Genomic DNA, 23,165 nt, shown 5'->3' with positions numbered 1-23,165 from the left:
CCACAGAGGTTCCAATGCGCATGTTGAAGTTTGGCCTGGTGCTGTTGCTCTGGGTATTTGCAGTCACGGCCCAGGCCGAGTTGAAGTTTCCGGCGCTGACCGGCCGGGTAGTGGACACCGCCCAGTTGCTCCAGCCGTCGGTGCGCGAACAACTGGAGGCGCAGCTCAAGGCCCACGAACAGGCCACCGGCGAACAGGTGGTCGTCGTTACGCTGCCTGACCTGCAAGGCACCAGCATCGAAGACTTCGGCTATCAGTTGGGACGCCACTGGGGCATCGGGCAGAAGGACAAGAACAACGGTGCGCTGCTGATCGTGGCCCGGGACGATCGGAAACTGCGGATCGAAGTGGGCTATGGCCTGGAGGACCGCCTGACCGATGCCCAGAGTTCGGTGATCATCAACCAGGTCATCACCCCAGCCTTCAAGACCGGCAATTTCAATAAAGGCATCAGTGACGGCGTGGCCGCGATGCTGGTGGTGTTGGGGGGCAGCCCTCTGGACGAGCCGGCCGCTGCGTACAATGCCAGCGAGCAGGAGGAGGGCGACTTCGTCTCGCGTCATCCGTGGCCGTTTGTTTTGCTGGTGATGTTGTTCATCGTCACGATCATGGTCTGCCAGGTGCTGGGGATCCTGCCGGCCGGGGGAGGCGGCTCGAGCGGCTCAAGCGGAGGAGGCTTTGGCGGCGGCGGTTTCGGTGGCGGCGGCGGGGGTGGTGGTTTCAGCGGCGGCGGTGGCAGTTTCGGTGGCGGCGGTTCGTCGGGCGGCTGGTGACAATAATAATGAGCAGGCACTTTTAACCATGGCATTACTGACTGAACACGAACAACGCAAGGTGGCCGAAGCCATCGCCCGGGTCGAGCGGGACACCGACGCCGAACTGGTCACGGTGCTCGCTGCACGCGCCGACGACTATGCCTACATCCCGTTGCTATGGGCCAGCCTGTTGGCCCTGGTGGTACCCGGTGTGCTGCACTACCTGACGGGCTGGTTGACCATGCACAGCCTGTTGCTGGTGCAATGGGTCAGCTTCATCGTGCTGTGCCTGGTGTTTCGCATTCCGAAGGTCACCACCCATCTGATCCCCCGCTCAGTGCGCCACTGGCGGGCGTCCAACCTGGCTCGTCGGCAGTTTCTCGAACAGAACCTGCACCACACCGTGGGCAGCACTGGAATGCTGATCTTTGTCTGCGAGGCCGAGCGCTACGTGGAGATCCTGGTGGACGAAGGCATCTCCAAGCGCCTCGACAACCGGAACTGGGATGCCATTGTCGCGGCCTTCACCGAACAGGTCCGCCAGGGGCAGACCTTGCAGGGCTTCGTGACCTGCATCGAAGCCTGCGGCGAGTTACTCAAGGAGCACGTCCCGGTGACTCATGAACGCAATGAGCTGCCGAACCGGTTGGTGGTGCTGGGCTAGAACCTGCCGGCGAAACACATTGGGGGAGCAACTGTAGGGAACCTGTGGGAGCAAGGCTTGCCCGCGATGAAGGCGCCTCGGTCCCAGGGTAGATTGCGACAACTTCATCGCGGGCAAGCCTTGCTCCCACAGATAAATCCCCTCGCCACAATAATTCCCCGTGCCCTCGACCCCCATCCCCCCTAAAATACCCGCCATTCCCGATCCGCCCGCCCCGAGGCCGCTTGTTCATGTCCGTTACCACCATCGCCCGTCCCGCGCCGGATCATCACGCCGAGTTCATCGAGTTGCTGCAGGCCAGCCTCGACCAGAACGCGTTCATCAAGCTGGTGCTGGCCAAGCATGTCGGCGACGAAGCGGACCTCCAACGGCTGATCATCAAGCAACTGACGGTCAAGGAGCAGCCTTGCCTGTCCTTCGTCTACCGCTACAAAACCCGTGACATCACCAAGAATTTCCCGCTGGCCGAAGGCGTGGCGACCATCGCGGCGTTATTGCCGGCGTCCTTCAAGAACGCCCATTTGCTGGCGGTCACCGACGAGGCGCAGCTGGAATACAGCAAGAAGGGCAAACCTTCACTGTTCAAAAGCAAGCCCCAGCAATTGCGCGAAGTGCCCTCGGTGGAACACAACCGCGAGAAAAACCGCTTCCTCGACCTGAGCCGACCGTTCCTGGCCGACCTGGGCGTGACCAACCACAAGCACGAGCTGATCCCGGCCATGTCGCGCAAGTGGAAGCAGATCAACAAATTCATCGAAGTCTTCAGTCACGCGTTGACCTCCTCGCCACTGGCCCTGGACAAACCGGTTCGGGTGTCGGATTTCGGCTCGGGTAAGGGTTACCTGACGTTCGCCATCCATGACTACCTGCGCAACACCTTGCAGGCCGAAGGCGTGGTGACCGGCGTCGAGTTGCGCGAGGACATGGTCCGGCTGTGCAACGAGGCGGCCGCGCGCCTGGAGCACCCGGGCCTGAGCTTCCAGCACGGCGACGTGCGCAGCGTGGCGCCGAGCGCGGTGGACGTGATGATCGCCTTGCATGCCTGCGACATCGCCACCGACTACGCGATCCACATGGGCATTCGCTCGGGCGCTTCGATCATCATGTGCTCGCCGTGCTGCCACAAGCAGATCCGCTTGCAGATCCAGAGCCCGGCGCTGCTCAAGCCGATGCTGCAATATGGCCTGCACCTGGGCCAGCAGGCGGAAATGGTCACCGACAGCCTGCGGGCGCTGTTCCTGGAGGCCTGTGGCTACGAAACCAAAGTGTTCGAGTTCATATCCCTGGAGCACACCAACAAGAACAAGATGATCCTGGCGGTCAAACGTGCCACGCCGATCGATCCGGCCGAACTGCTGGTGAAGATCCAGGAACTGAAAGCGTTCTACCACATCACCGAACACTGCCTCGAAACGCTGCTGCGGGCTGACGGTTATCTCGCCTGAAGCGGGACAGATGCAACGCTGTGGGAGCATAGCTTGCTCGCGATGAGCGATTACTCAATTGTGCTGCTGAACCTCGGCGCTGAATCGCGAGCAAGCTTTGCTCCCACAGAACGACATTCGCCCCCCCATCGTCGTGCAGCCCGTCAGATGACGAGTGAAGACTTCCCCACCGGACTACCTTTAATGCGTTCACCCCTCACGCATGCCCAAAGGAGCCCAACCCATGGCCGCAAAGAAAATCCTGATGCTGGTCGGCGATTACGTCGAAGATTATGAAGTGATGGTGCCGTTCCAGGCCTTGCAGATGGTCGGCCATACCGTGCACGCGGTGTGTCCTGACAAGACCGCCGGGCAGACCGTGCGCACGGCGATCCACGACTTCGAAGGCGACCAGACCTACAGCGAGAAGCCGGGCCATCTGTTTACCCTGAATCGTGATTTTTTCGGTGTCGACGTGGCTGACTACGATGCGCTGCTGATTCCCGGCGGGCGGGCGCCGGAATACCTGCGCCTGAATGAAAAAGTCCTGCAACTGGTGCGCGATTTCGATGTGGCGGGCAAGCCGATTGCCGCGGTGTGCCACGGCGCGCAATTGCTGGCGGCGGCGGGCATTCTGGAAGGGCGCGAATGCAGCGCTTATCCGGCCTGTGCCCCGGAAGTGCGCCTGGCGGGCGGGACCTTTATCGACATTCCGGTGACCGAAGGTCATGTCCAGGGCAACCTGGCGACTGCACCGGCCTGGCCCGCTCATCCGAACTGGCTGGCGGGGTTCCTGACGCTGTTGGGCACGGCCATTACCCTGTAGCGGGGTCAACTGGCAGAGCCAGCGGGGCAGGCCTTCTTGACTTCTCAAGGAAATGATCATGTCCGGATGGTACGAAATCAGCAAAAGCAGCAGTGGTCAGTTTCGGTTCGTGCTCAAGGCAGCCAACGCCGAGACAATCCTGACCAGCGAGTTGTACACCACCCGCAGCGGTGCCGACGGTGGCATCGCCGCGGTGCAGAAAAACAGCCTGTTGGCCGAGCGCTACGAGCTCAAGAACACCAGGGACGGTCATCCCTACTTCAATCTCAAGGCCGCCAACCATGAAGTGATCGGCAGCAGCGAAACCTATTCATCGGAGGCTGCTCGGGACAAGGGCATTGCCAGCGTCAAGGCGAACGGGCCGACCACGGTGGTCAAGGACAAGACTCTGTTGGCGCTCTGACCTTCCAGTAGGTAAAGACGCTTTTCCTATGGCGAGGGGATAAATCCCCTCGCCATAGGTCTCTACGCGGATTCCATTCCTACACCTCCACCGGCACCGACAGCTTCGGATCGCCCAGCGGATGGCTCTTGGCGTCGAAGAATCGCAGCTCTATATCCAATCCCTGGAACAGCTGGGCGTAATGGCGCTTCTGGTGCTGGATGAATGCCTGGCTGCGGGGGTAGATCGAGATCGCCAGGGTGCGGGGTTTCGCCTGGCGCAGGGCGCGGACGATGTGCCGGTCCTGCTCGCCCAGCGCGTGGCCGAACAGGCACAGGTTGTCGCCGTGGTGCAGCAGTTGGTCGTAGCAGAACGACAGGTAGTCGGAACTGCGGATGGTCTTGAGCTTGTCTTCGCTCGGGCCTTCATTGACGAACAACGGTACGTCGTCGAGGGTCTTGAGGGAGTTGTTGATGGCGAAGTTGCCCAGCAGCGTGCCTTCGGTAGACGTGAGCTTGCGCGCCGTGCCGTCCTGGTTGCGCACCAGGTGCAGGCCGCCGTGCAGGTACAAGAGGCGCGATTTGTCCGTGCCCACCTGGCCCAGATCGAAACTGTGATCGGCGCCGGTGAACAGATCGGTAATGGCCTGCGGCGCCTGCTGGATCGCCCAGTAGTTGAGCAGGTCGTAGTTGGTGGTGAACACCGAGGCATAGCGGCTCAACTCCTGGCTGAGGGTCGCCAGGGTCGATGGCTGCACCAGTCGCCATGGGATATGCACCGCGTGCACGGTGTTGATCAGCGCTTCCTTGATCGCGTAGTAGCGATTACGCGGGGCGGCGGAGCTGACGGCGAGGGCCTTGTTGACCCGGCTGGTGGTTTTCAGTGCACCGAGCACCTGTTCGAAGCTGCGGGTCTGCAGCGCGTCGAACACGCTCAGCTCCGACGGGCTCAGGGGTTTTTCCTCGACGGTACGGGCGTTTTCGAACAGCGAGTCGTAGCCGAAATCATCCCATACGGCACGGCTGGCGCCATTGCCCACCAGCAGCCCGCTGAAAGCGGTTTGGGCGCGCAAGGTCTCCCAGTCTTCAAGCCGGGCGTCGTATTCCTGGAAGTCGGTCATTGGTAAGTCATCTCAAAACATGGCAAGGGCAGGGCGCGACTTTATCACGACCTAATCTTGAGCCAGATCAAGGAGCCGCGTGACTGACTGGTCAATTCTGTAGGCCCGTGCCGATCCGGCTCCGGGGCGGCATGGTTCTCAAGCAGACCGTGGCCGCTACCGCCAGCAATGTGCACAGCGTCGCCAACGGCCAGGCCTGTTGACTCGATAACAGGCTGGTCATGGCCCCGATCAGCGCGGCCAGCAGTTGGTGCAGGAAACCGCTCAACGCCATGGCGTAGGCGCCGGGCACCGGCGAGCCTTCGTTGGCCAGGGACAGGCTGATGGGGTAGTTCAACGACTGGCCGAACACGGCCAGGCAATACGGCAACCAGAACAGCAATGCGATGCTGCTCAAGGTAAGGCTGCCCACCAGCATGGTCGCGCTTCCCACCAGCACCAGCGCGAGGCCCCAGTCCATGAGCCGCCGCTGGCCGGTGCGCAGCACAAAGGCGTTCACCACCAATGCGCCGAGCAGATACGCGGCACTGATCGGCCAACCCAGCAGGCCGTACTCGATGGCCGACCAGTGAAAGCCTTCTTGCAGAATGAGCGGCGCTGTCGTGTTGAAAGCGATGATCACACCGTATCCCAGCCCTCCCGCAAGGGCCGGCAGTAGAAAGCTGCGTTGCTGCAGTATCCGTCCGTACACCTTCCATGCCGACTGCCCATTGCCGCCCTGCGCCAGGATCGGGAACCTGGCCCTAAAGACCGCTGCGGCCATGATCAGGCTGGCGGCACCCACACCCTGGAAGATCGCTTTCCAACCGAAGGCCGCCTGGATCAGCGAGCCCAGGTATTGGCCAATACCGAGGGCGATCACGAAGGCGATCGATATCCATGACAGGGCTTTTGCCAACTGATCGCCGCTGAAACTGTCACGAATCAAGACCCGCGCCATCACCGAGATACCGCTGGCACCGATGCCCTGGATCAACCTGAACGCCAGGAACGCCTCCACCGAGGTACCAAGCGGCAGCGCCAGATTACCCAACCCGTACAACCCCAATGCCGCCAGCAAGACCGGTTTGCGCCCCAGGCGTTCGCTCAGGCTGCCCCATGCCAGCATGGGCAGCGCCATGCCGATCAGGTACACCGACAGGCCCCAGGACACCCGGGACGCATCGGCCTCAAGGTCCCGGGCGATATCCGGCAGTGCGGGCAAGTAGATGCTCATGCCCAGTTGTGCCAGGAAAACGGTAGTGCAAGTGACGATCAGGGTTGTACGACTTTTCATTGAGGACTCGTGTCAGGGGCGGATATCGCGCCCGTGGACCTGGAGCAGGTTGATGAGCTGTTCACAAAAAGACTGGATCATGCTCGGTTCCATGTCGGCGCGCAGGGTAATGCGTATGGCCGCCTTGTCTTGTGGCACAACGGGGAAAAAGACCGCCGAAGTGAGGTACCCCAGCTCGGCCAGCTCGACCGCCAGGCGGTTGGCCAAGGTCGCTTCGCCGCAGGGCACCAGACGTATCGCCATCGGGCTGCCGTGTTGTTCGGTACGGACAAGGTTGTCGAAGACGCGGATATTAGCCTGCAAACGCTCCTGCAACGACATCAGCTCCCGGCTGCGATGCAGGCGGATCGAGGCCATGCCGGCCCCGATGGCCGCTGCGTTCAGGCTCTGGGACCAGTTGCTCGGCCCACCGTAACGCTGCACCAGTGCTTTATGCCGCTCACTGCCGAACATGGCCAGCCCGCCACTGGCGCCGAACGATTTGGCCAGCGAGGCGACGATCAGCGTGCGTTCGTCCACGGCGGGCAGACGCGAACGGACCAGCCCCGCACCGCATTTGCCGACAGTGGACAATGCATGGGAGTCGTCGAGGTACAGGAACAGGCCATATCGCTGCTTGAGAAACAGCAGGCTGTCCAGGTCGGCCATGCCGCCCATGCTATAGGCACCATCAGTCACATAGGCGACGTTGCGCTCTCGTTTGCACAGGTCCTCGATGAAGTCCATGTCGTTGTGCGGGCAGGTGATGACCTGGGTTTCATCGGCACAGGCGGTCTTGAGGTGGTTCATCGAATAATGGGCCTGTTTGTCGAACACCATGACCGGGGGCCGATTGCCCGTGAGCGCACCGCTGGCCAGCAGCGGCAGGATCCCGGCGCTGGCCGCGCTACAGGACAAGGCACTCAGGCAACTGGCGCCGAACAGTTCCGACAGTTGAGTTTCGTATTGGGCCAGGATCGCCAGTTTGCAGCGATTCTTCGAGTTGGCGACACGCAGGGTTCCGGTTTCCCAGAGTGCGGTCATGGCACCATCCAGCAGGGCGGGATGATAGTCCAGGCCCAAGTAGGACGTCGTACAGAAGTGGTGGAGGGTACGGCCGTACTGGTCGACCAGGACGTTGGGCGTTTTGACCTCGACATCGAGTCCGGAGATTTTTCCGGCCTCGGCATACTGCCAGTCCTGATCCGCCAGGGAGATGACCTTGCGGTAATTGGTAAAGCGGTGGGTGGGTTGCGCGATCTGGTTCATGGTGCGATTACGATCCTTGGTTGAGTGCTGCTGTCCGTGGGTTGTTTCAATATCTGTGTGTTTCCGGACTTTACAGACCACCGCCCAGGGCTTTGAATCGGCTGTTTCCGGTGTGTTTGAGGGCTGCCGGAGTCTTCCGTGTAGGACCTTGCCTATGAACGTGGACGGGGAATCCCAGCAGGGAGTCGGAGTGCGGAGGGGGTATCCGGATATCCCCGGATCCGCTGGGTTCTGCCTGGCCTGAAGCGCTGTCAAGGCATGGGTAAACGGGCGTAACATTCATTTCTTTTCTGTGGAGGTTGCCTGTCGATGCTCTCAGGCCTCAATCACCTGACCTTTGCCGTCACCGACCTGGATCGAAGCGTGCGGTTCTATCGCGAGCTGTTGCAGTTGCGTCTAGAGGCTCGGTGGGATACCGGGGCATATCTTTCCCTGCCCGGATTGTGGTTGTGCTTGTCTCTCGATCCCCAGCGTAAAACTGAACCCATGGCGGACTACACCCATTACGCATTCAGCCTGGCTGTCGAACACTTTCCGGTGCTAGTGGCACGGCTGAGCGCAGCGCAGGTAACGTCATGGCGGGACAACCGCAGCGAAGGCGACTCGTTTTATTTCCTCGACCCGGACGGACATAAGCTTGAAATCCATGTGGGGGACCTCGCGTCGCGGCTCGAGGCCTGTCGGCAGGCACCTTATGCCGGCATGGAGTTTTTCACGGTCCCATGACGGGCCACTCATACCGATTAGCCAATGGGTGGCGCATTGCAATCAATTTCTCGGGTGGCCTGATTGCCTGCGCTATCCTCCTTGTATCGTGGGTGTACGTCCGATCACCCAATTCGCCCACCGCTGCATTCTCCGGATGGCTTCCAGCCAATGGGTACTCGAGATTCCGCGCCGCTGGCCAGTTACATCGACCTTCTGCTGGACGCCGTGTGTGCCGTCGACGGCCAGGGGTGTTTCGTGTTCGTCAGTGCCGCCTGTGAACGCATTTTCGGTTACACCCCCCAGGAGCTGATCGGTCGGCCGATGATCGATCTGGTTCACCCCGGCGACCGCCAGCGCACCCTCGAGGCGGCGCGGGAGATCATGGGGGGCGAGCCCAAGCTCAACTTCGAGAACCGCTACCTGCGCAAGGACGGTCGGGTGGCGCATATCCTGTGGTCGGCACGCTGGTCGGAAATTGATCAATTGCGCATCGCCGTGGCACGCGACATTACCGAGCGCAAACTGGCCGAGTCCCGACAGGCGGCGCTGTACGCCATTTCCGAAGCGGCCCATGCCGCGGCGGACCTGCTGGCGCTCTTCAAGCGTATCCACCTGATCATCGGCGAGTGGTTGCCGGCTCTGAACTTCTCGGTGGCGCTGTACGATGAACAGTGCGCCCAACTGAATTTTGCCTATCACGTCGACGACCAGGAACGGCAACCCGAACTGCCGGGGACAATCACCGGGCGTTTGTGTACCGAGGTGATCCGAAGCGGTCAGCCGATCCTGTTGACGCCTGATTGCAATCCACTGCCACCGGGGTTTTTCGACCTCGTGGCGCAACCGGGCGCGCCATGCTGGCTGGGTGTGCCGCTGAATTCGCAAAACGGCACGATTGGCGCAATGATCCTCAAGAGTGCCCAGGACAAGCAGCGCTACACCGAGCAGGATATGGAACTGCTGCAGTACGTCTGTGCGCAAATCACCCTCGCCGTCGAGCGCCAGCAATTGCATGCCCGGTTGCAGCGTCTGGCGCAATATGACCAACTGACCCAGGTGCCGAATCGCGAACTGCTGCGTGAACGGTTCAAGGCCGCACTGGCGAGTGCCCGCATAGCGTCAGGGCGCATGGCATTGCTGTATATCGACCTGGACCGCTTCAAGCAGGTCAACGACACCTACGGTCACGGCGTCGGCGACATGCTGTTGCAAGCGGTGGCCAGTCGGCTCCAGGGGTGTGTACGTGATTCCGACACGGTTGCGCGTATTGGCGGCGATGAGTTCGTGGTGCTGCTCCATAGCATCCAGACTCTGGAAGACGCCCACGGAGTGCAGGAAAAAATCCGTCAGGCGCTGGCCCAGCCGTTGCGACTGGACGGGCACTGCCTGAGCATCGAGCCGAGTATCGGCGTGGCCTGTTTCCCGGACCATGGCATCGAAGACGTCGCGCTGTTCCGCCATGCCGACGAAGCGATGTACGCCGCCAAGCGCCAGAATCACAGAGCCTTCGGCATCTGAAAGACGTCACCGTTCGTCGTGGCGTCGCGTGTTTATTCAAACCTTTGCGCCCCTGGTCCTTTCGAATATCAGGCGGGCCCTGCTCGCCGACGTTCATGCATCTGGAGGACCAGACCAGGCCGGGTTCACGAAGCATTCACCCCGGAAATATCGACCAGGATCGAACCAAGGTGCTTGAAGCGGGTCGCAAAAGTGGGAGGACCACCCTCGTGACCGCCGACAAGCCCCGTTGAACATCGGGTCGGACATGTCGCAGAACGGTCATCGGTGGTCCTGATTCAGAGGCAGGGGAACCTGCCCGAACTTTTAACTACGAGGAGGGCGCGACCATGAGCCGGATGGCTACCTTTTTTCGCACCACCAGTCTCGTCGTGCTGATGGGCCTGGGTGCCAACAGTGCCTGGGCCCAATCGCCAGCCGAATTCATCAACGATGCCTCCGCCAAAGGCATGGCCGACATCGAGGCCAGTCGCATGGCCCACGGCAAAGCCGAATCCAGGGAGGTCAAGGATTACACCATCATGGTGATCAACGACCGCACCACCGCCAATCAGCATCTGGCCAAGATTGCGAAGAAACTCGACCTGCCTGTCGCACCACGGGAGGAAGTCGCTGACAAGGCCAAGACCATGATCCCGCCGATGCAGGAAGGCGAGTCGTTCGAAGCCGCTTATGCCGCCAGCCAGGTCAAGGCCACCGAGGAAGCCATCGCACAGATCGAGCAAGAGGCCAAGACCACCGAAGTACCGGAAATCAAAGCGTTTGCCGATGAAACCCTGCCTAAATTGCAGACCCACCTGGAGATGGCAAGGGCGCTGCAGGCCAGCCGCTGATCGCGGCACGTCTTACATTCAGGGCCGGGGCGTTCGCCCCCGGCTTGTCTTGCCCGCCGAAAAGGAGAACCTCGATGTCCACACGCCGAGAACCTAACCAATACGCGATGCAGAACCCGCTGACCCAATATCCCCGTCCACCGTTTCCCGACCAGCCACAATCGCCGCCGGGCATCGACCAGGATATGGTGCCGAAGCCTGATCACGGTGAAAAAAGCTATCAAGGCTTTGGCCGTCTGGAAGGTCGCAAGGCGCTGGTGACCGGCGCCGACTCGGGGATCGGTCGCGCGGCAGCCATTGCCTATGCCCGGGAGGGCGCCGACGTCGCGATCAATTACCTGCCCAGCGAAGAGCGCGACGCCCGGCAAGTCATCGAACTGATCGAAGCCGAAGGCCGCAAAGCCATTGCGATTCCCGGTGATCTCAAGGACGAAGCCTTCTGCGTCCAGCTGGTGAGAAGCGCCCATGAGCAATTGGGGGGCCTGGATATCCTGGTAAACGTTGCCGGTAAGCAGGAGGCGCAAAAGGACATCGCCGACATCACCACCGCGCAATTCGATGACACCATGAAAACCAACATCTACGCGATGTTCTGGATCTGCAAGGCCGCGGTGCCGCTGATGCCGGCGGGGGCGACGGTCATCAACACCGCCTCGATCCAGTCTTACGATCCGTCCGCGACGCTGCTGGATTACGCCACCACCAAAGCGGCCATCGTGGCTTTCACCAAGGCATTGGCGGGGCAGGTGATCAGCAAGGGCATCCGCGTCAACGCCGTGGCGCCTGGACCGATCTGGACGGTGCTGCAACCCAGCGGCGGACAACCCCAGGAGAAAATTCCTACCTTCGGCTCCCACGTGCCGATGAAGCGTCCCGGGCAACCGGCCGAATGCGCGCCGTTATATGTACTGTTGGCGTCTCAGGAGTCGAGTTACATCACCGGCGAAGTTTTCGGTGTGACAGGTGGTAATCCGCTGCCTTGACGTGTGTTCAGGATGCGCGAGTGACGCACGCCACTCGCGCATCGCGATCAGCACTGATTCAGATCGATCTTGTTCTTCTTTTCCAACCCTTCCAGGCTTTTAGCCTCGCCTTGTCCCATGGCCTGGTAATGCTTCCTCAGCGCTTCCAATTGCTTGAGGTCCAGCGCTTCGAGCCCGAGCATTGCGTTTTGCGCTTCGCTGGTCGCGCGCAACAACTCGTCGATCTTCAGGTGCAGGATATCGGTGTCGCGGTTTTGCGTGTTCTGGATCAGGAACACCATCAGGAAAGTAATGATCGTTGTGGACGTATTGATGATCAGTTGCCAGGTATCGTTGAACTTGAACAGTGGCCCGCTGCAGGCCCAAAGCACGAGGAGCACGATAGCCCCCAGAAATGTCTTGGGGCTCCCCGCCCACAGGGACAGTTTTTGCGCGATTTTGGCGAAGGTCATTGCTGTGTTCCTTATTGGATTGCACCTGTCTGGTGTGACAGCAACGCCTCGGTGAAAATTCTACTTACATTTAAGTGCAGCCCTTGGGCGAACGCCTGTCGTCCTGGCCGAAGACTGTCGCAACCATTTACCGCCTTCATCGGTCACTCCTTAAAGCCCTCAGCCGGAGTACACCATGAACCTCACGCGCACATTCTGCCTCGCCTGTAGCCTGTTCGTCCTGCAAGGCTGCTTCGACAATTCGGACAATGAAACCAAGGACAACACGGATGGCACCAAGTCTTCGGTGCAGATGAAAGAGTCCGACGCCCAGAAAAAATAGGCATCGATCCGCAAAGTCCTGTAGGAGCGAGCCTGCTCGCGATGCCGGTGTGCCAGGCAACACCAATGTTGCTGAACCATCGCCATCGCGAGCAGGCTCGCTCCCACAGCGTTCGTACCCAGGCGCCAGCTGTTTATCGCCCTTGCTGCAACACCTTGAGCGCCGCCGAGGCCAGGAACCCGGAGCGGCTCTTTTCTTCAGGATGATGCAGCACATATTCATCGATACGGTTCAGCAGATAGCCGGGAAGGGTGATGTTGAGTTTCTGCGCCTTGCCCAGGTACTTGGTTACGTCAATGTCCACCAGTGCCCATGTGCAACCGGCATAGTGTGGATTGGCCGCGTGGACGGTGACTTTACTGGCCGATGGAATCGGCGAGCCGTCTTCGGCGAGAATCTCGAAGTGACCTTCGATGGCCTCGCGGGCCATGGCCATGGCGTCATCCAGATCATCTCCCGCGGAAAAACAGCCTGGAATATCCGGCACTTCAACACCCCAGGCGTGTTTGTCATCACCCATGGAAATCGCAATCGGGTACAGCATGTTCATCGTCCTCCGGGAACGCAGGGCAACGGGCGGTCTGGAGCAGGGCCTGTTGCAGGATACTGATGGCCGTTTTCTTGAGCAGGTCCTTCTTCGGGTGAGGAACGGTGACCAGTCCCGGCTTGCTCGGGTGCTTGAAATGATGATGACTTCCCCGAACCCGCACCAGGTACCAACCGTCCGCAAGGAGTTGGCTTATCAAAAATCGGCTATTCACATCACCTCCGTGTGGTGTGCTTGGTGGGAACTATACCTACTATGAGTTTATGATCAACACTATAACCACCGCTCCGAATCGGGCGAGCAGGCGCGTTCATCGCAACCAAGTCTAGAAGCCGCGCCAGACAAGGCCGGTGGGTAGTGGGATGGAGTTGTTAGCGGATATGAAGGACGGAAAAAACGTGGCGAGGGAGCTTGCTCCCGATGGGCTGCGCAGCAGCCCGGATTCAGGTCTCTATGGGCGGGCCCTTGCGACATCCGCAGTGCTATGACTGCTGTACGAACGTCAATCGCACTGCAAAACCAATCAACAGGCTCCCAAACAACCACTGCTGCATGCGCTGAGCCGAAGGAGAACGCTGTAGCCAGCGCCCAAGCGCCACACCCACCAGGGCGTAGGCGCAATCGAACAGCAAGCCGACACCGACCAGGATCACACCGAGGACCGCAAATTGCCCAAGCACCGGGCCGCCTTGCGGGTCGATGAACTGCGGCAGCAAGATCGAACAGAACAGCAATGCCTTGGGATTGAGCAGGTTGGTCAACAACCCGCGCCGAATTGCCTGGTACCAACGCTGCTTTGCGGGCTCGATACCAGCCGTTTCAAAGCTTGGCAACAAACGGGTCCGCAGGCATTGAAAGCCGATCCATAACAGGTAGGCAGCACCGGCCAGGCGTACCGCATCGAACGTCCAGGGGGCGGTCTTGAACAATGCCGAGAGCCCCAATGCGGCCAATACGACATGACATCCTCGAGCGATTCCCAAGCCTACTGCTGTCGCCAGTGCCGGGCCCTTACCCTGACGTGCGCCGGTTTGCAGCAACAGAATCATATCGGGCCCCGGTAACAGATACGCCACCGTCAAGGCCATCAAGAACAACCAGAACTCTGCCATGCCACGCCCCTCCGTAACGTTTGATAGGCCAGTCTAAGGCGGAAGGGCAGGGCAGGTGGTTGCGAAGTCAGCTTCTAAGTTGGCAAAAGTTGGCATAACCTGCCAACGATCAAATAAAAGAATCTGGAAAATGCCAAATCATGAAACTCGATGCCTTCGATCGCAAGATCCTCGCCGCGTTGCAACGCGATGGCCGCCTGAGCAATGTGCAATTGGCCGAAGAAATCGGCCTGTCACCCTCGCCGTGCCTGCGCCGCGTGCGGATGCTCGAAGAGGCCGGCGTGATTCGCGGCTACCAAGCTGTCCTCGACCGAGACGAAGTGGGCCTTGGACTGACGATCTTCGTCGGCATAAAGGTTGAGCGGCATAACGATGAACAAGCCGACGCGTTTCGCCAGGCTGTTACGGCATTGCCGGAGGTGATTTCAGCGTTCCTGGTATCGGGAGAGTCGGACTTTCTGCTGCAAGTGGTGGTGCCTGACTTACGGGCGTATGACCGCTTTCTTACGGGGCGACTGCTCAAGCTGCCGGGGGTCAGTGATATTCGCAGTAACTTTGCGATTCATACCGTGAAGACCCCGGTGCCGTTGCCGTTAGGGCATTTGCCTGGGGCATGAGTCAGTCTTTGCCGGCTATGGTGCAAATCGCAATTCGGACGCATGGCTAATGAAGATCCCCAACGGCGCGGGCGCCGCGTCGTTGGGGCTAACGCCTGCGGATTAACGGGTATAGGGGCCTTGCAAGTTGACCTGGGTGCCAGCGAACCAGCCAAACCAAGCGGCGATACCGAGCCAGGGCTGGGTCCGCGCCAGGACATCCATCAGGTTGACGTTCAGTGTGTCGGTGAGGTCCGTCATCATCGCCGGTGTCGGGTAGCTTTTGATGACGCCACTGCTACTCCAGACGATCGCAAATTCGTAATACGGCCCTTCGACATAGGTGCCCTCGGGGGCTTCTGGAATAGTAAGTGTCGTATAAGCACTGTATCCCGGGCCGACGTATGGATCGGGACAGGCCCAGGCGATTGCCCAGTAGAGCGGCATCAGGTTCTGGTAGGCCTGCAACATCAGACCGTTGGCCATGGCGGTGGCAGTGGAACTGTCGTGGTCCGTCGAAGAACCGCCGTTGTTGCCAGTGGGTATCGGAAGGTTACCGTTGTCGGCATACCTGTAGAAGTTCACCAGGCGTCCGTGGTCGCTGGCGATGGTCGTGTAGAAGTTACTGAGGCTCTTGTTGCTCGCCTCGAAGGAGTCAGCGACCTGGTCCCAGTACTGGCCGATGGTGATCGAACCGGACGTTCCGCCGAGAGCGCTGGTAATCACGCGAATGACATCGGTCACGGCAACCGCCGCCAGGTTGGCCCAGGCAGCAGTGGTTCCGGAGAAGAACCATACCAGCGAATAACCGAGGTCTTTGAGCAACTGGCCGAAGTCCAGCAGCGTGCTGTCGTCGGTCTTGGCTTGCATGTTGGCGATAGCGCCGCTTATCAGGGTATTTGCTGTGCCTTGCGCTGTGTTCAGGGTTCCTTGGGTGTAGGTGTAGAGCGATTGGAGTTGTCCGACAGCGCTCATCTCCTGCCAGACGGTATAGATGATCTGGAGCCAGTCGTCGGCGGCCACACCGGTCGGCACCGCGGGGGCGGTTGGAGACAGGCTGTAGTCGCCGTTTGCGTTGAATTGCAACCAGTTGTCGAGCTGGGTGGCGACGGTGTTCGGAGACCAATCGGGGGAGGCCGCTGCCAGCCCACGCGGATCGAGTGGGTCATTGGAGTTCGCGCCATTGATGATATTGCCAAGCGCGATGCACAGCGCCGAGTAGGCGCCGTTGAAATCAGGCCAGGCCACGGCCGGCTGATCGACGATGGATTGCAGCAAATCCATGGTCGGCTGCTGTGGCGCGAAGCAGATGACGACGTCGTGCGTGAAGATGGTGTCCCACTCGTCCCCCTCGGGGTATTTGGCAGAGCAATAGCCAAAGGTACCGGCGCCGCATGCGCCACCGTAGCGCATGGCCCAACGGTTGGCGGCCACGGCGAGGACACTCATGTTCGTGTCCATCAGGTTCGGACTGTTCAAGGGTTCGAGAATGCCCGCGAGGATCTGATCCATCAGGGCGGCGCGACCCGCCTTGAGCACTTGGATACCAGGGGTGTTGCTGAAAGCGAAAACGCCGCGGATGGTCTGGTCGCCCTCGACCGCCATTTCCCAGCTCGGGATACCGGCCACGTAGGCGTTGCCGTTGGCGTCGCTTTGCGTCAGGGCATAGGCGTGGGCGGCAGCGGCCCAGCGGCGCTCGTCAGGATCGCCGGTCTGGTTGGTGGTCAATGTGAGGGGCGGCTGGTTGCCATAGGCATTTGCCAACGCGGCGTTGAGTTCGTCGCCGCTGGGCTGGAGCACGGTAACCTGGGTACCCACAGGAAACAGAAACGCCCCGACGACAGGATTGCCGTTGTCATCGAAGCCCGTTTCCCATGACGGGATAGCGAAAGCATAAAGCGGGTTGCCATTGTCGTCCTGCTGGCTCAGTGCCCAGCGGAGAATGCCGTTTGCCCAGTATCGGTAATCAATGAAGGAACCGGTCAGAGGAGGATTGATTTCCGAGAGCATCTGAAGCACATCACTTTGCAGAATATTCTGCCAGACAACGGTCACGCTGGTGCTTCCGATGCCTCCACTGATGGGCGGAACGGTGGCAAATGCAGGGGTGGTGGCGCTTTTTGTATATCCAGAGGCGTTGAGGCTGAACATGAGAGATCTCCCTATCCGCGGATAAAAGCAGCTTTTGAGTGATGCGCTTCGTGGCTGCCGAAGCGAAGCGCTGAAAAGTCTAGTCCGGTATCCGTTCCGTGCTAGTGGCCTGTGGCCTCTCTATTCACGCAAATAGGGTTAACAAGCCGGGTTTATTGCACAAGACAGACCATCCGCTTCTGGCCATTCCCTGCCGCTCACAATCTTTATTGCGTGAATGCGGGCGCCTGGCGTCTACTCTGGACAGTCAAACTGTCTTCGTGTGTCTCTCTGTGGAGCCGTGCAATGGTCAAAAGCTGGAGTGGTCAGGTCGCGTTGGTCAGTGGCGCTGGCAGCGAACACGGGATTGGCCTGGCTATCGCGCGACGGCTCGCGGAGGCGGGTGCACAGCTGATCATTACCGGCAGCAGTGCCCGTATCCATGATCGCGTCGCGCAGCTGAGGGCGGAAGGTCATGAGGTGCAAGGACGTGCTGCGGATCTTACCCAGCCGGCTCAGGTCGTCGAACTGGTGACGTGGGCTGAATCGCTCTGGGGACGAATCGATATACTCGTGAACAACGCCGGTATGGCGATTCAGGGTGAACCTGAAACGTTCTCTGAAGTGGCCAATATGAGCGTCGAGCTGTGGAACACTTCGATTGCCCGTAATCTGACCACTGCATTTTTGCTGACCCGTGCTGTGTTGCCGGGGATGCAGGATCGTCGTTACGGACGCATCGTCCATATCAGCTCTACGACCGGCACCCGCGTCAGCAATCCTGGCGAGGCGGCCTATGCGGCGGCGAAAGCGGGGATGGTGGGCATGAACATGAGCTTGGCGCTGGAAGTCGCGCCCTACGGTATCACCGTGAACTCAGTTGCCCCCGGGTGGATCGCGACGCAGTCCAGCACTGCGGAGGAAATGAGCGCAGCGCAGTATGTTCCCGTCGGACGTGCCGGTAGGCCAGATGAGGTTGCCGCAGCGGTCGCTTTTCTGGCTTCCCCGGAGTCCAGCTACATTACGGGCGAGGTTCTCGTGGTGGATGGGGGCAACTGCCTCTCCGAGAACAAAAGCCGCAGGTGAGCGCTGGGAGCTTCGATGGTGAGCAGGGGTTAACCATTCAACCGGCCCCAGGCGAGCCATTCAAAAACACCAGACCAAAAAAAACCGGCCATTCAAATGCCGGTTTTTTTATCCCCCGTCAAACCACCACGACGCGAGACCTGAATTCGATTGGAGCGGGTGAAGGGAATCGAACCCTCGTTATCAGCTTGGGAAGCTGGAGTAATGCCATTATACGACACCCGCTCAGAGCGGCTGACTTTGTACCAGATGTGGGCGCGGATTTGAAGTTTTTCTTTGCCTGCGGTGAGGTTTCCGGTCGACCCAAGCCTCAAAACAGAGCGGTCATTCGCGAGCAAACCCCGTTGTCGAGGGGACGGGGTTTGCCCGCGAGGACGCGGTTTCAGATTGCCAGTGCATGGTAGCCCTGCACCTGGCTGTAGCGTGGCCGGCTTTCGTGGTGACCCGGCTTGAGGAAGCCCAGCAAGGCGTTGCGACTGTCCCGGAAGGCGGCCTTGTGTTCCATGTCCAGGAAGTGCCCGGTGGCTTGCAGCGTGCTGAATGTACTGTGCTGCACATAGTCGGCGAACAGCCTGGCGTCGGCGGCCGAGGTGTACTCGTCCCATTCACCGTTCAGGAACAGCACCGGTACGTTGATTTTTTTTGCTGCCGTCGCGTAGCAGCGCAGGTCGCTCTGGAGCACTTCGCTGATGTGGAAATGCATCTGTCCATATTCATGCTCGGCCAGGTTGCTGACATGACGATAGTTGAAGCGTTTGAACAGTGGCGGCAGGTGTTTGCCGATGGTGCTGTTGACCAGATGCCCCACCCGGTCGCCATCCAGGCTGCCCAGGTAATCGACGCCACGCTCGAGGTAGTCGCGCATCGGCGCATTGAGAACCGGTGAGAATGAACTGATCACCGCTTTTTCGATGCGTCGTGGGCGATGGGACAACGCGGTCAACGTGGCGGCGCCGCCCCACGAGAATGACAGCACGTGTTCGGCGGCGAAATGGTCGATCAGCTCCAGCAGGATCTGGCCCTCGACCTCCTTCGTCAGCATCTTCTCGTGCCGGTTGTGGGGCTTGGACTTGCCTGCGTACGGTTGGTCGTACAGCACGACGTTGAATTGCGGATGAAGGTTCTTGACGGTCTGTGCAAACGACGCGGTAGTGGCCAGCGAGCCGTTGACCAGAATGATGGTCTTTTGTGCGGCGTCTGCGCGATAGAACTCCGTGTAAACCCGATACTGACCTTGTATATCCAGCACAGCGATTTCTGGCCTCATGTCATAGACTCCTGGCAAGCGGGTATGCGCGCAATGAGATTGCACGGGCAATGTGACAGGTAGGCATTCGCCTGGAAGATCAGGCCCAAGTCGATCCATACAGACCGGTCGACGGGTGTTGTTATTAGGCGGGCAGTTTGTCGGCGGGCAAGGTGGAACCAGAGGGTTCCGGCCGACAAAAAGTTTCTTAGAGGTATGGGGTGACTCATCGGTCACATTTCGGCCGACGGTCTGATTCAAGCAGGGGGACGGCCGTTGCGCAAGTGTCCTTTTGAAAATTGTTCGACACTTCTGCCCGGCGGTCGTCCGCTCAGATCAGGCTGACTTCGTCAGGGCTCAAGGCGCGGTATTGGCCCGGCTCGAGCTCGGCGTCCAGCGAAAGCGGTCCCATACGTTCGCGGTGCAGGCGCAGCACTTTGTTATCGAAGTGGCCGAACATCCGCTTGACCTGATGATAGCGCCCTTCAACGATGCTCAGCCGCGCCGAGTTCCGCCCCAGCAGCGTCAACTCCGCAGGCTGGGTGATGAGGTCTTCGAAGGCAAAGTACAGGCCACGGGCGAAGGTGATAGCGTATTCGGCAGTGATGGTCTGCTCGGTCTCGACGTAGTAGACCTTGGGCAGTTTCGTTTGCGGCTGGGTCAGCCGTCGCGACCAACTGCCGTCATTGGTGATCAGCATCAGCCCGGTGGTGTTGAAATCCAGCCGCCCGGCGATGTGCAGGTCGTCCTTGTCCGGTTCGTCCAGCCAATCGAGCACGGTGGGATGCTGCGGATCGCGCGTGGCGCTGACGCAGCCGGCGGGTTTGTGCAGCATGAAATACCGCGCCGGTCGGCCTGCCTGCAACAGTTCATCGTCGACTTCGACGCGGCTGAACTCACGGACCTGGGCGTGTGGGTCACTGATCACCAGGCCGTCGATTCGCACCCGGCGTGCCACCAGCAATAACCGGACCTGCTGGCGATTGAAACGCGACAGATTGCTGAGGAAACGGTCGACACGCATGGGGCATTCAGGCAAAGGAGCGGAGGGCGAGAATCTTACGCGATCGGCGGCTGCTTGGCGCGCAATTGGCTTTCGACCTGGGCGCAGCGCGGGCACAGGCAGGATTGATCGCGCAGCTCGACCGGCAATGCTTCGAGCACAGCCGGGTCGATACTCACGCCGTAACACCAGCAGGTTCGGTCGACTGTCTTCGGGTTGGCCAGGGTGCAGTCGTTGGCGCTGCCGCAGGCGGGGCACAGGTCGGGTTTATTCATAACTGGAGTGAGGCATCTCTACACAGGTTCGGTTGCTTCCGGTCTGTCGGGCACGTTGAAGCGCATGATCGGTCCGCGACAGCAGGCTGTGCAAGGTGTCGTTGTCCTGCAAGGTGGTGAGGCCGATGCTGATGGTCGCCAACAATTGCTTGCCACTGCAGAAATAGCGTTGCCTCTCGATGTGCTGACGAATTTTCTCGGCGATCTTCAGACCTGTCTGTCCGTCGGTGTCCTTGAGCAGGACGACAAAGGCGTCGGTACTCCAGCGACACACGATGTCCGAATGCCGCAGGCTCTGGGTCAGGTCGCGGGCGAACGCGGTCAGCAGTTGGTCGGTGGCGATGTGACCGTGGGTGGTGTCCAGCCGTTTGAAGTCGTCCAGCTCCACCAGCAGCGCCGTCAAGGGTTTTGGCTCGCGCTGGGCTTCGTGCAGGGCTTGCACGGCCAGCAGGTCGAAGCCACGACGGTTCGGCAATTCGGTCAGGCTGTCGAGTGTGGATTGGGCGTCGATGCGCTGCTGGTAGTGATTGATCAGCCGATAAAGGATGGCCAGGACCGCCAGCGTCACGAGCACGCCGATCAGCAGGTTCAAGTACAGCGTCTTGAGCATGTGGTCACGCACAGAGGCATGGGCTGCGTAATAACCCAGCAACGCAATGATCAGGAAACCTGTACCGAGCAGCGCCACCACCGCCAGGAGCGGCTTGCGCTGGGAATACAACGGCGAACGGAGCGACATGGCGATTCCCTTGGCACAGACAATGACGTCAGTTTAGTGGCCTTGTGGGAAAAGACATTCAGATTTGCCGGTTTGCAAGATTGTGGCGAGGGGATAAATCCCCTCGCCACAGGGCAGTGTTTACTCAAGGGTCGTTAGATAAGCCCGCCATCCCCCCAGATGGCTGATGTCCTGAGCGCCCTCCAGGCCATACGACTCGCAGATGAATCCACTTTCCCAGCGCCCATCGGCCAGTTGCACCTTGCCCAGCCCCAACGGTGCGGGAATGCCAGTCAGGAACGAGCCCAGTTCACTGCTTGGCAGCTCCCAGACTTCGACCTTGATCGCCACACCGCCTTCACGAACCCGAACCATGCCGGGACGCAAGAGTGGGCCACCGGCCAAGGCATGGAGGCGGTAGTCCGGCGAGCTTTGGGTGGCCTCGATCAGCCGGGCACCGCGTTGCTTGAGCTGCCAGTTCAATGCCAACCCGTCCAGATGTGCGCCACACACCACCAGTCGCGCCCGATCATGGCGGGCCGGATGGCCGGGAACGGGCAAGGCCTTGCCCTGTTGACGCTGCAAGGCGTCGGCCACGCTCAAGAGGTATTGATCGGTGAACGCTCGACCGAACAGTGTCACGCCCCAGGGCAAGCCGTTGGCCATGAACGCGCTGGGCACGGCGACGGCGGCATAGTCCAGCAGGTTCATGAAATTGGTGTAGTACCCCAGCTCCGAGTTGCGCAACACGGGTTCGGCGGCCAGCTCTGCGAGGGTCACCGGCCGGCCGATGGTCGGGGTGAGTACGCAATCGAGCGCGTCCATGGCCCGGTCGCATTGGGCTTTGAGCGCTTGCAAGCGATAGCGGGCGCGGAAGGTTTGTACGCCATCCACCGTAGGTGCTTTCGCCAATACGGCACGGATGACGGGCAGTACGGCGTCGGGCTCGCGCTCCATCAATGGGCCGGCAACGCTGTAGCGTTCGGCCACCCACGGGCCTTCATAAAGCAGCCGCGCCGCTTCCAGGAACGGCGACAGGTCTAGTTCCACGGCTTCGCCGCCCAGACGTTCGAGGCGCTCAATGGCATCCAGAAACAGTTGCGGACCTTCAGGACAGCCGAAAAACGCCAGGTCCTGTTGGCGCGGCACACCGAAGCGAAAGCGTCGGGGCGTGCCGAACGCGGTGCCATCGTTCCACTGCGGGTTGTGGCGACTGTAGTCATCACGAGGGTCTGGACGGGCCGTCAGCGCCAAGAGCTGGCTGGCTTCTTTCGCCGTCCCTGTGAAGGTGGTGACGCAGTCCAGCGTGCGACAGGCCGGAACCACGCCCGCCGTGGAGATCAACCCCAGGGTGGCCTTCAACCCCACCAGATTGTTCAGCGCCGCTGGCACCCGACCGGAGCCGGCGGTGTCGGTGCCCAAGGCAAAACTTGCCACGCCCAAGGCCACGGCCAGCGACGAACCGGCGCTCGAACCGCCTGCCGGATAGTCGGGCAACACACTGTTGCGGCAGGCACCGTAGGGCGAGCGAGTGCCATTGAGTCCGGTGGCGAATTGGTCGAGGTTGGTCTTGCCCAGGGGGATCGCCCCCAGTGCCAGTAACTGCTCGACAATGGTGGCCGAACGGTCCGGTACGTAGGCAAATGCCGGACAGGCTGCGGTGGTTGGAATGCCGGCCAGGTCGATGTTGTCCTTGATGGCAAACGGTATGCCGTACAGCGGCAGGCTCTCCAGGTCGCGGCCTTCCAGCGCGGCCAGGTAGGGTTCCAGTTCCGCGGCCGTCAGCAGGTGGATAAACAGGTGATAGTCCGGGTTCAGCGCCGCGGCTTTTTCCCGCAGGTCCAACAGCAATTTCCGAGGCGTCAGTTCGCCGCTGCGGTAGGCATTACGCAGGTCGTCCAAGCGAAGCGAAAGGTTCATGGTGTTAATCCTTTGATTGAG

The 23,165-nt window shown here is 60.4% G+C and carries 23 protein-coding genes, 1 tRNA gene and 2 pseudogenes; 12 read left to right on the top strand and 14 right to left on the bottom strand.

Annotated features, from left to right (window positions below; all coding sequences use genetic code 11):
• Positions 1-14: 14 nt before the first annotated feature.
• From CGA22_RS27245 to CGA22_RS22855, 5 genes are all read left to right on the top strand, one after another.
• The gene (locus CGA22_RS27245; protein ID WP_041021115.1) at positions 15-773 is read left to right on the top strand and encodes a TPM domain-containing protein; all 759 of its coding nucleotides are present in this window, start codon (positions 15-17) and stop codon (positions 771-773) included.
• A gap of 28 nt (positions 774-801) precedes the next feature.
• On the top strand, positions 802-1,419 hold the full coding sequence (locus tag CGA22_RS22870) for a TPM domain-containing protein (RefSeq protein ID WP_041021114.1): 618 nt from the start codon (positions 802-804) through the stop codon (positions 1,417-1,419).
• Between the two features lie 230 nt (positions 1,420-1,649).
• Positions 1,650-2,864 (top strand): class I SAM-dependent methyltransferase, encoded by a 1,215-nt coding sequence (locus CGA22_RS22865; RefSeq protein ID WP_041021113.1) that lies wholly within the window; start codon positions 1,650-1,652, stop codon positions 2,862-2,864.
• 223 nt (positions 2,865-3,087) lie between these two features.
• Complete coding sequence (locus CGA22_RS22860; protein ID WP_041021112.1) at positions 3,088-3,669, top strand: DJ-1/PfpI family protein; 582 nt, start codon at positions 3,088-3,090, stop codon at positions 3,667-3,669.
• Positions 3,670-3,727: 58 nt separating this feature from the next.
• Positions 3,728-4,072, top strand: a complete 345-nt coding sequence (locus CGA22_RS22855; RefSeq protein WP_041021111.1) for a YegP family protein — start codon at positions 3,728-3,730, stop codon at positions 4,070-4,072.
• 79 nt (positions 4,073-4,151) lie between these two features.
• On the opposite strand, the gene CGA22_RS22850 is transcribed toward CGA22_RS22855, so the two are convergent.
• The 3 genes from CGA22_RS22850 to CGA22_RS22840 form a co-directional block, all read right to left on the bottom strand.
• A complete protein-coding gene (locus CGA22_RS22850; RefSeq protein WP_041021110.1) occupies positions 4,152-5,171 on the bottom strand; it encodes a DUF4917 family protein in 1,020 nt (339 codons plus the stop codon).
• Between the two features lie 91 nt (positions 5,172-5,262).
• Positions 5,263-6,447, bottom strand: coding sequence for a multidrug effflux MFS transporter (locus tag CGA22_RS22845; RefSeq protein WP_041021109.1), 1,185 nt, complete (start codon positions 6,445-6,447; stop codon positions 5,263-5,265).
• 12 nt (positions 6,448-6,459) lie between these two features.
• Entirely contained in the window at positions 6,460-7,695 is a 1,236-nt protein-coding gene (locus CGA22_RS22840) for an aminotransferase class I/II-fold pyridoxal phosphate-dependent enzyme (RefSeq protein WP_041021108.1), read from the bottom strand.
• 309 nt (positions 7,696-8,004) lie between these two features.
• Here CGA22_RS22840 and fos point away from each other — a divergent pair, with 309 nt between their 5' ends.
• The 4 genes from fos to CGA22_RS22820 all read left to right on the top strand — a co-directional run bounded on the left by fos (position 8,005) and on the right by CGA22_RS22820 (position 11,737).
• Complete coding sequence (gene fos, locus CGA22_RS22835) at positions 8,005-8,421, top strand: fosfomycin resistance glutathione transferase (protein ID WP_041021107.1); 417 nt, start codon at positions 8,005-8,007, stop codon at positions 8,419-8,421.
• Between the two features lie 150 nt (positions 8,422-8,571).
• On the top strand, positions 8,572-9,921 hold the full coding sequence (locus CGA22_RS22830; protein WP_041021106.1) for a GGDEF domain-containing protein: 1,350 nt from the start codon (positions 8,572-8,574) through the stop codon (positions 9,919-9,921).
• A 329-nt stretch (positions 9,922-10,250) separates the two neighbouring features.
• Positions 10,251-10,754: a DUF4142 domain-containing protein gene (locus tag CGA22_RS22825; protein WP_041021105.1), complete on the top strand. Its 504-nt coding sequence runs from the start codon at positions 10,251-10,253 to the stop codon at positions 10,752-10,754.
• A 74-nt stretch (positions 10,755-10,828) separates the two neighbouring features.
• The gene (locus CGA22_RS22820) at positions 10,829-11,737 is read left to right on the top strand and encodes an SDR family oxidoreductase (protein WP_041021104.1); all 909 of its coding nucleotides are present in this window, start codon (positions 10,829-10,831) and stop codon (positions 11,735-11,737) included.
• 47 nt (positions 11,738-11,784) lie between these two features.
• Here the strand turns inward: CGA22_RS22820 and CGA22_RS22815 are convergent, their stop codons facing one another.
• Positions 11,785-12,189 (bottom strand): low affinity iron permease family protein, encoded by a 405-nt coding sequence (locus CGA22_RS22815; protein ID WP_041021103.1) that lies wholly within the window; start codon positions 12,187-12,189, stop codon positions 11,785-11,787.
• Positions 12,190-12,364: 175 nt separating this feature from the next.
• Between CGA22_RS22815 and CGA22_RS22810 the strand changes: the two genes are divergently transcribed.
• Entirely contained in the window at positions 12,365-12,511 is a 147-nt protein-coding gene (locus CGA22_RS22810; RefSeq protein WP_177329229.1) for a hypothetical protein, read from the top strand.
• Between the two features lie 133 nt (positions 12,512-12,644).
• Here CGA22_RS22810 and CGA22_RS22805 read toward each other — a convergent pair whose 3' ends face one another.
• From CGA22_RS22805 to CGA22_RS22795, 3 genes and pseudogenes are all read right to left on the bottom strand, one after another.
• Positions 12,645-13,055, bottom strand: coding sequence for a type II toxin-antitoxin system HicB family antitoxin (locus tag CGA22_RS22805; RefSeq protein WP_041021102.1), 411 nt, complete (start codon positions 13,053-13,055; stop codon positions 12,645-12,647).
• Positions 13,056-13,095: 40 nt separating this feature from the next.
• A pseudogene (locus CGA22_RS22800) lies at positions 13,096-13,272 on the bottom strand (type II toxin-antitoxin system HicA family toxin); the annotation flags it as partial.
• A 268-nt stretch (positions 13,273-13,540) separates the two neighbouring features.
• A complete protein-coding gene (locus tag CGA22_RS22795) occupies positions 13,541-14,170 on the bottom strand; it encodes a LysE family translocator (protein WP_041021100.1) in 630 nt (209 codons plus the stop codon).
• Between the two features lie 140 nt (positions 14,171-14,310).
• Between CGA22_RS22795 and CGA22_RS22790 the strand changes: the two genes are divergently transcribed.
• Complete coding sequence (locus tag CGA22_RS22790) at positions 14,311-14,787, top strand: Lrp/AsnC family transcriptional regulator (protein WP_041021099.1); 477 nt, start codon at positions 14,311-14,313, stop codon at positions 14,785-14,787.
• Between the two features lie 102 nt (positions 14,788-14,889).
• Here CGA22_RS22790 and CGA22_RS22785 read toward each other — a convergent pair whose 3' ends face one another.
• Entirely contained in the window at positions 14,890-16,917 is a 2,028-nt protein-coding gene (locus CGA22_RS22785; protein ID WP_041021098.1) for a hypothetical protein, read from the bottom strand.
• Between the two features lie 285 nt (positions 16,918-17,202).
• On the opposite strand from CGA22_RS22785, the gene CGA22_RS22780 reads away from it, so the two are divergent.
• A complete protein-coding gene (locus tag CGA22_RS22780) occupies positions 17,203-17,982 on the top strand; it encodes an SDR family NAD(P)-dependent oxidoreductase (protein WP_041021097.1) in 780 nt (259 codons plus the stop codon).
• Positions 17,983-18,133: 151 nt separating this feature from the next.
• Here CGA22_RS22780 and CGA22_RS22775 read toward each other — a convergent pair.
• The 6 genes and pseudogenes from CGA22_RS22775 to atzF all read right to left on the bottom strand — a co-directional run bounded on the left by CGA22_RS22775 (position 18,134) and on the right by atzF (position 23,144).
• Positions 18,134-18,207, bottom strand: a tRNA-Gly gene (locus tag CGA22_RS22775).
• 157 nt (positions 18,208-18,364) lie between these two features.
• On the bottom strand, positions 18,365-19,249 hold the full coding sequence (locus tag CGA22_RS22770) for an alpha/beta fold hydrolase (protein WP_041021096.1): 885 nt from the start codon (positions 19,247-19,249) through the stop codon (positions 18,365-18,367).
• Positions 19,250-19,559: 310 nt separating this feature from the next.
• The gene (locus CGA22_RS22765; RefSeq protein WP_041021095.1) at positions 19,560-20,252 is read right to left on the bottom strand and encodes a pseudouridine synthase; all 693 of its coding nucleotides are present in this window, start codon (positions 20,250-20,252) and stop codon (positions 19,560-19,562) included.
• A gap of 35 nt (positions 20,253-20,287) precedes the next feature.
• On the bottom strand, positions 20,288-20,506 hold the full coding sequence (locus CGA22_RS22760; protein WP_041021094.1) for a cysteine-rich CWC family protein: 219 nt from the start codon (positions 20,504-20,506) through the stop codon (positions 20,288-20,290).
• Positions 20,499-21,110, bottom strand: a pseudogene (locus CGA22_RS22755) (GGDEF domain-containing protein); the annotation flags it as partial. The pseudogene CGA22_RS22755 and the gene CGA22_RS22760, both read right to left, overlap by 8 nt.
• A 255-nt stretch (positions 21,111-21,365) precedes the next feature.
• Positions 21,366-23,144 (bottom strand): allophanate hydrolase, encoded by a 1,779-nt coding sequence (atzF, locus tag CGA22_RS22750; protein ID WP_041021092.1) that lies wholly within the window; start codon positions 23,142-23,144, stop codon positions 21,366-21,368.
• Positions 23,145-23,165: the final 21 nt, after the last annotated feature.

It is taken from the genome of Pseudomonas sp. PSB18 (assembly GCF_014596565.1).
GTDB lineage: Bacteria > Pseudomonadota > Gammaproteobacteria > Pseudomonadales > Pseudomonadaceae > Aquipseudomonas.
This window is presented reverse-complemented; position numbering and strand designations above follow the sequence as displayed.

Coding starts and splice junctions, on each gene's coding strand:
- CGA22_RS22785 (WP_041021098.1), bottom strand. CDS start 16,917: ATGTTCAGCCTCAACGCCTCTGGATATACAAAAAGCGCCACCACCCCT.
- CGA22_RS22805 (WP_041021102.1), bottom strand. CDS start 13,055: ATGCTGTACCCGATTGCGATTTCCATGGGTGATGACAAACACGCCTGG.
- CGA22_RS22820 (WP_041021104.1), top strand. CDS start 10,829: ATGTCCACACGCCGAGAACCTAACCAATACGCGATGCAGAACCCGCTG.
- CGA22_RS22850 (WP_041021110.1), bottom strand. CDS start 5,171: ATGACCGACTTCCAGGAATACGACGCCCGGCTTGAAGACTGGGAGACC.
- CGA22_RS22830 (WP_041021106.1), top strand. CDS start 8,572: ATGGGTACTCGAGATTCCGCGCCGCTGGCCAGTTACATCGACCTTCTG.
- CGA22_RS22815 (WP_041021103.1), bottom strand. CDS start 12,189: ATGACCTTCGCCAAAATCGCGCAAAAACTGTCCCTGTGGGCGGGGAGC.
- CGA22_RS22790 (WP_041021099.1), top strand. CDS start 14,311: ATGAAACTCGATGCCTTCGATCGCAAGATCCTCGCCGCGTTGCAACGC.
- CGA22_RS22865 (WP_041021113.1), top strand. CDS start 1,650: ATGTCCGTTACCACCATCGCCCGTCCCGCGCCGGATCATCACGCCGAG.
- CGA22_RS22810 (WP_177329229.1), top strand. CDS start 12,365: ATGAACCTCACGCGCACATTCTGCCTCGCCTGTAGCCTGTTCGTCCTG.
- CGA22_RS22855 (WP_041021111.1), top strand. CDS start 3,728: ATGTCCGGATGGTACGAAATCAGCAAAAGCAGCAGTGGTCAGTTTCGG.
- CGA22_RS27245 (WP_041021115.1), top strand. CDS start 15: ATGCGCATGTTGAAGTTTGGCCTGGTGCTGTTGCTCTGGGTATTTGCA.
- CGA22_RS22840 (WP_041021108.1), bottom strand. CDS start 7,695: ATGAACCAGATCGCGCAACCCACCCACCGCTTTACCAATTACCGCAAG.
- atzF (WP_041021092.1), bottom strand. CDS start 23,144: ATGAACCTTTCGCTTCGCTTGGACGACCTGCGTAATGCCTACCGCAGC.
- CGA22_RS22870 (WP_041021114.1), top strand. CDS start 802: ATGGCATTACTGACTGAACACGAACAACGCAAGGTGGCCGAAGCCATC.
- CGA22_RS22780 (WP_041021097.1), top strand. CDS start 17,203: ATGGTCAAAAGCTGGAGTGGTCAGGTCGCGTTGGTCAGTGGCGCTGGC.
- CGA22_RS22760 (WP_041021094.1), bottom strand. CDS start 20,506: ATGAATAAACCCGACCTGTGCCCCGCCTGCGGCAGCGCCAACGACTGC.
- CGA22_RS22770 (WP_041021096.1), bottom strand. CDS start 19,249: ATGAGGCCAGAAATCGCTGTGCTGGATATACAAGGTCAGTATCGGGTT.
- CGA22_RS22860 (WP_041021112.1), top strand. CDS start 3,088: ATGGCCGCAAAGAAAATCCTGATGCTGGTCGGCGATTACGTCGAAGAT.
- CGA22_RS22845 (WP_041021109.1), bottom strand. CDS start 6,447: ATGAAAAGTCGTACAACCCTGATCGTCACTTGCACTACCGTTTTCCTG.
- CGA22_RS22765 (WP_041021095.1), bottom strand. CDS start 20,252: ATGCGTGTCGACCGTTTCCTCAGCAATCTGTCGCGTTTCAATCGCCAG.
- fos (WP_041021107.1), top strand. CDS start 8,005: ATGCTCTCAGGCCTCAATCACCTGACCTTTGCCGTCACCGACCTGGAT.
- CGA22_RS22795 (WP_041021100.1), bottom strand. CDS start 14,170: ATGGCAGAGTTCTGGTTGTTCTTGATGGCCTTGACGGTGGCGTATCTG.
- CGA22_RS22825 (WP_041021105.1), top strand. CDS start 10,251: ATGAGCCGGATGGCTACCTTTTTTCGCACCACCAGTCTCGTCGTGCTG.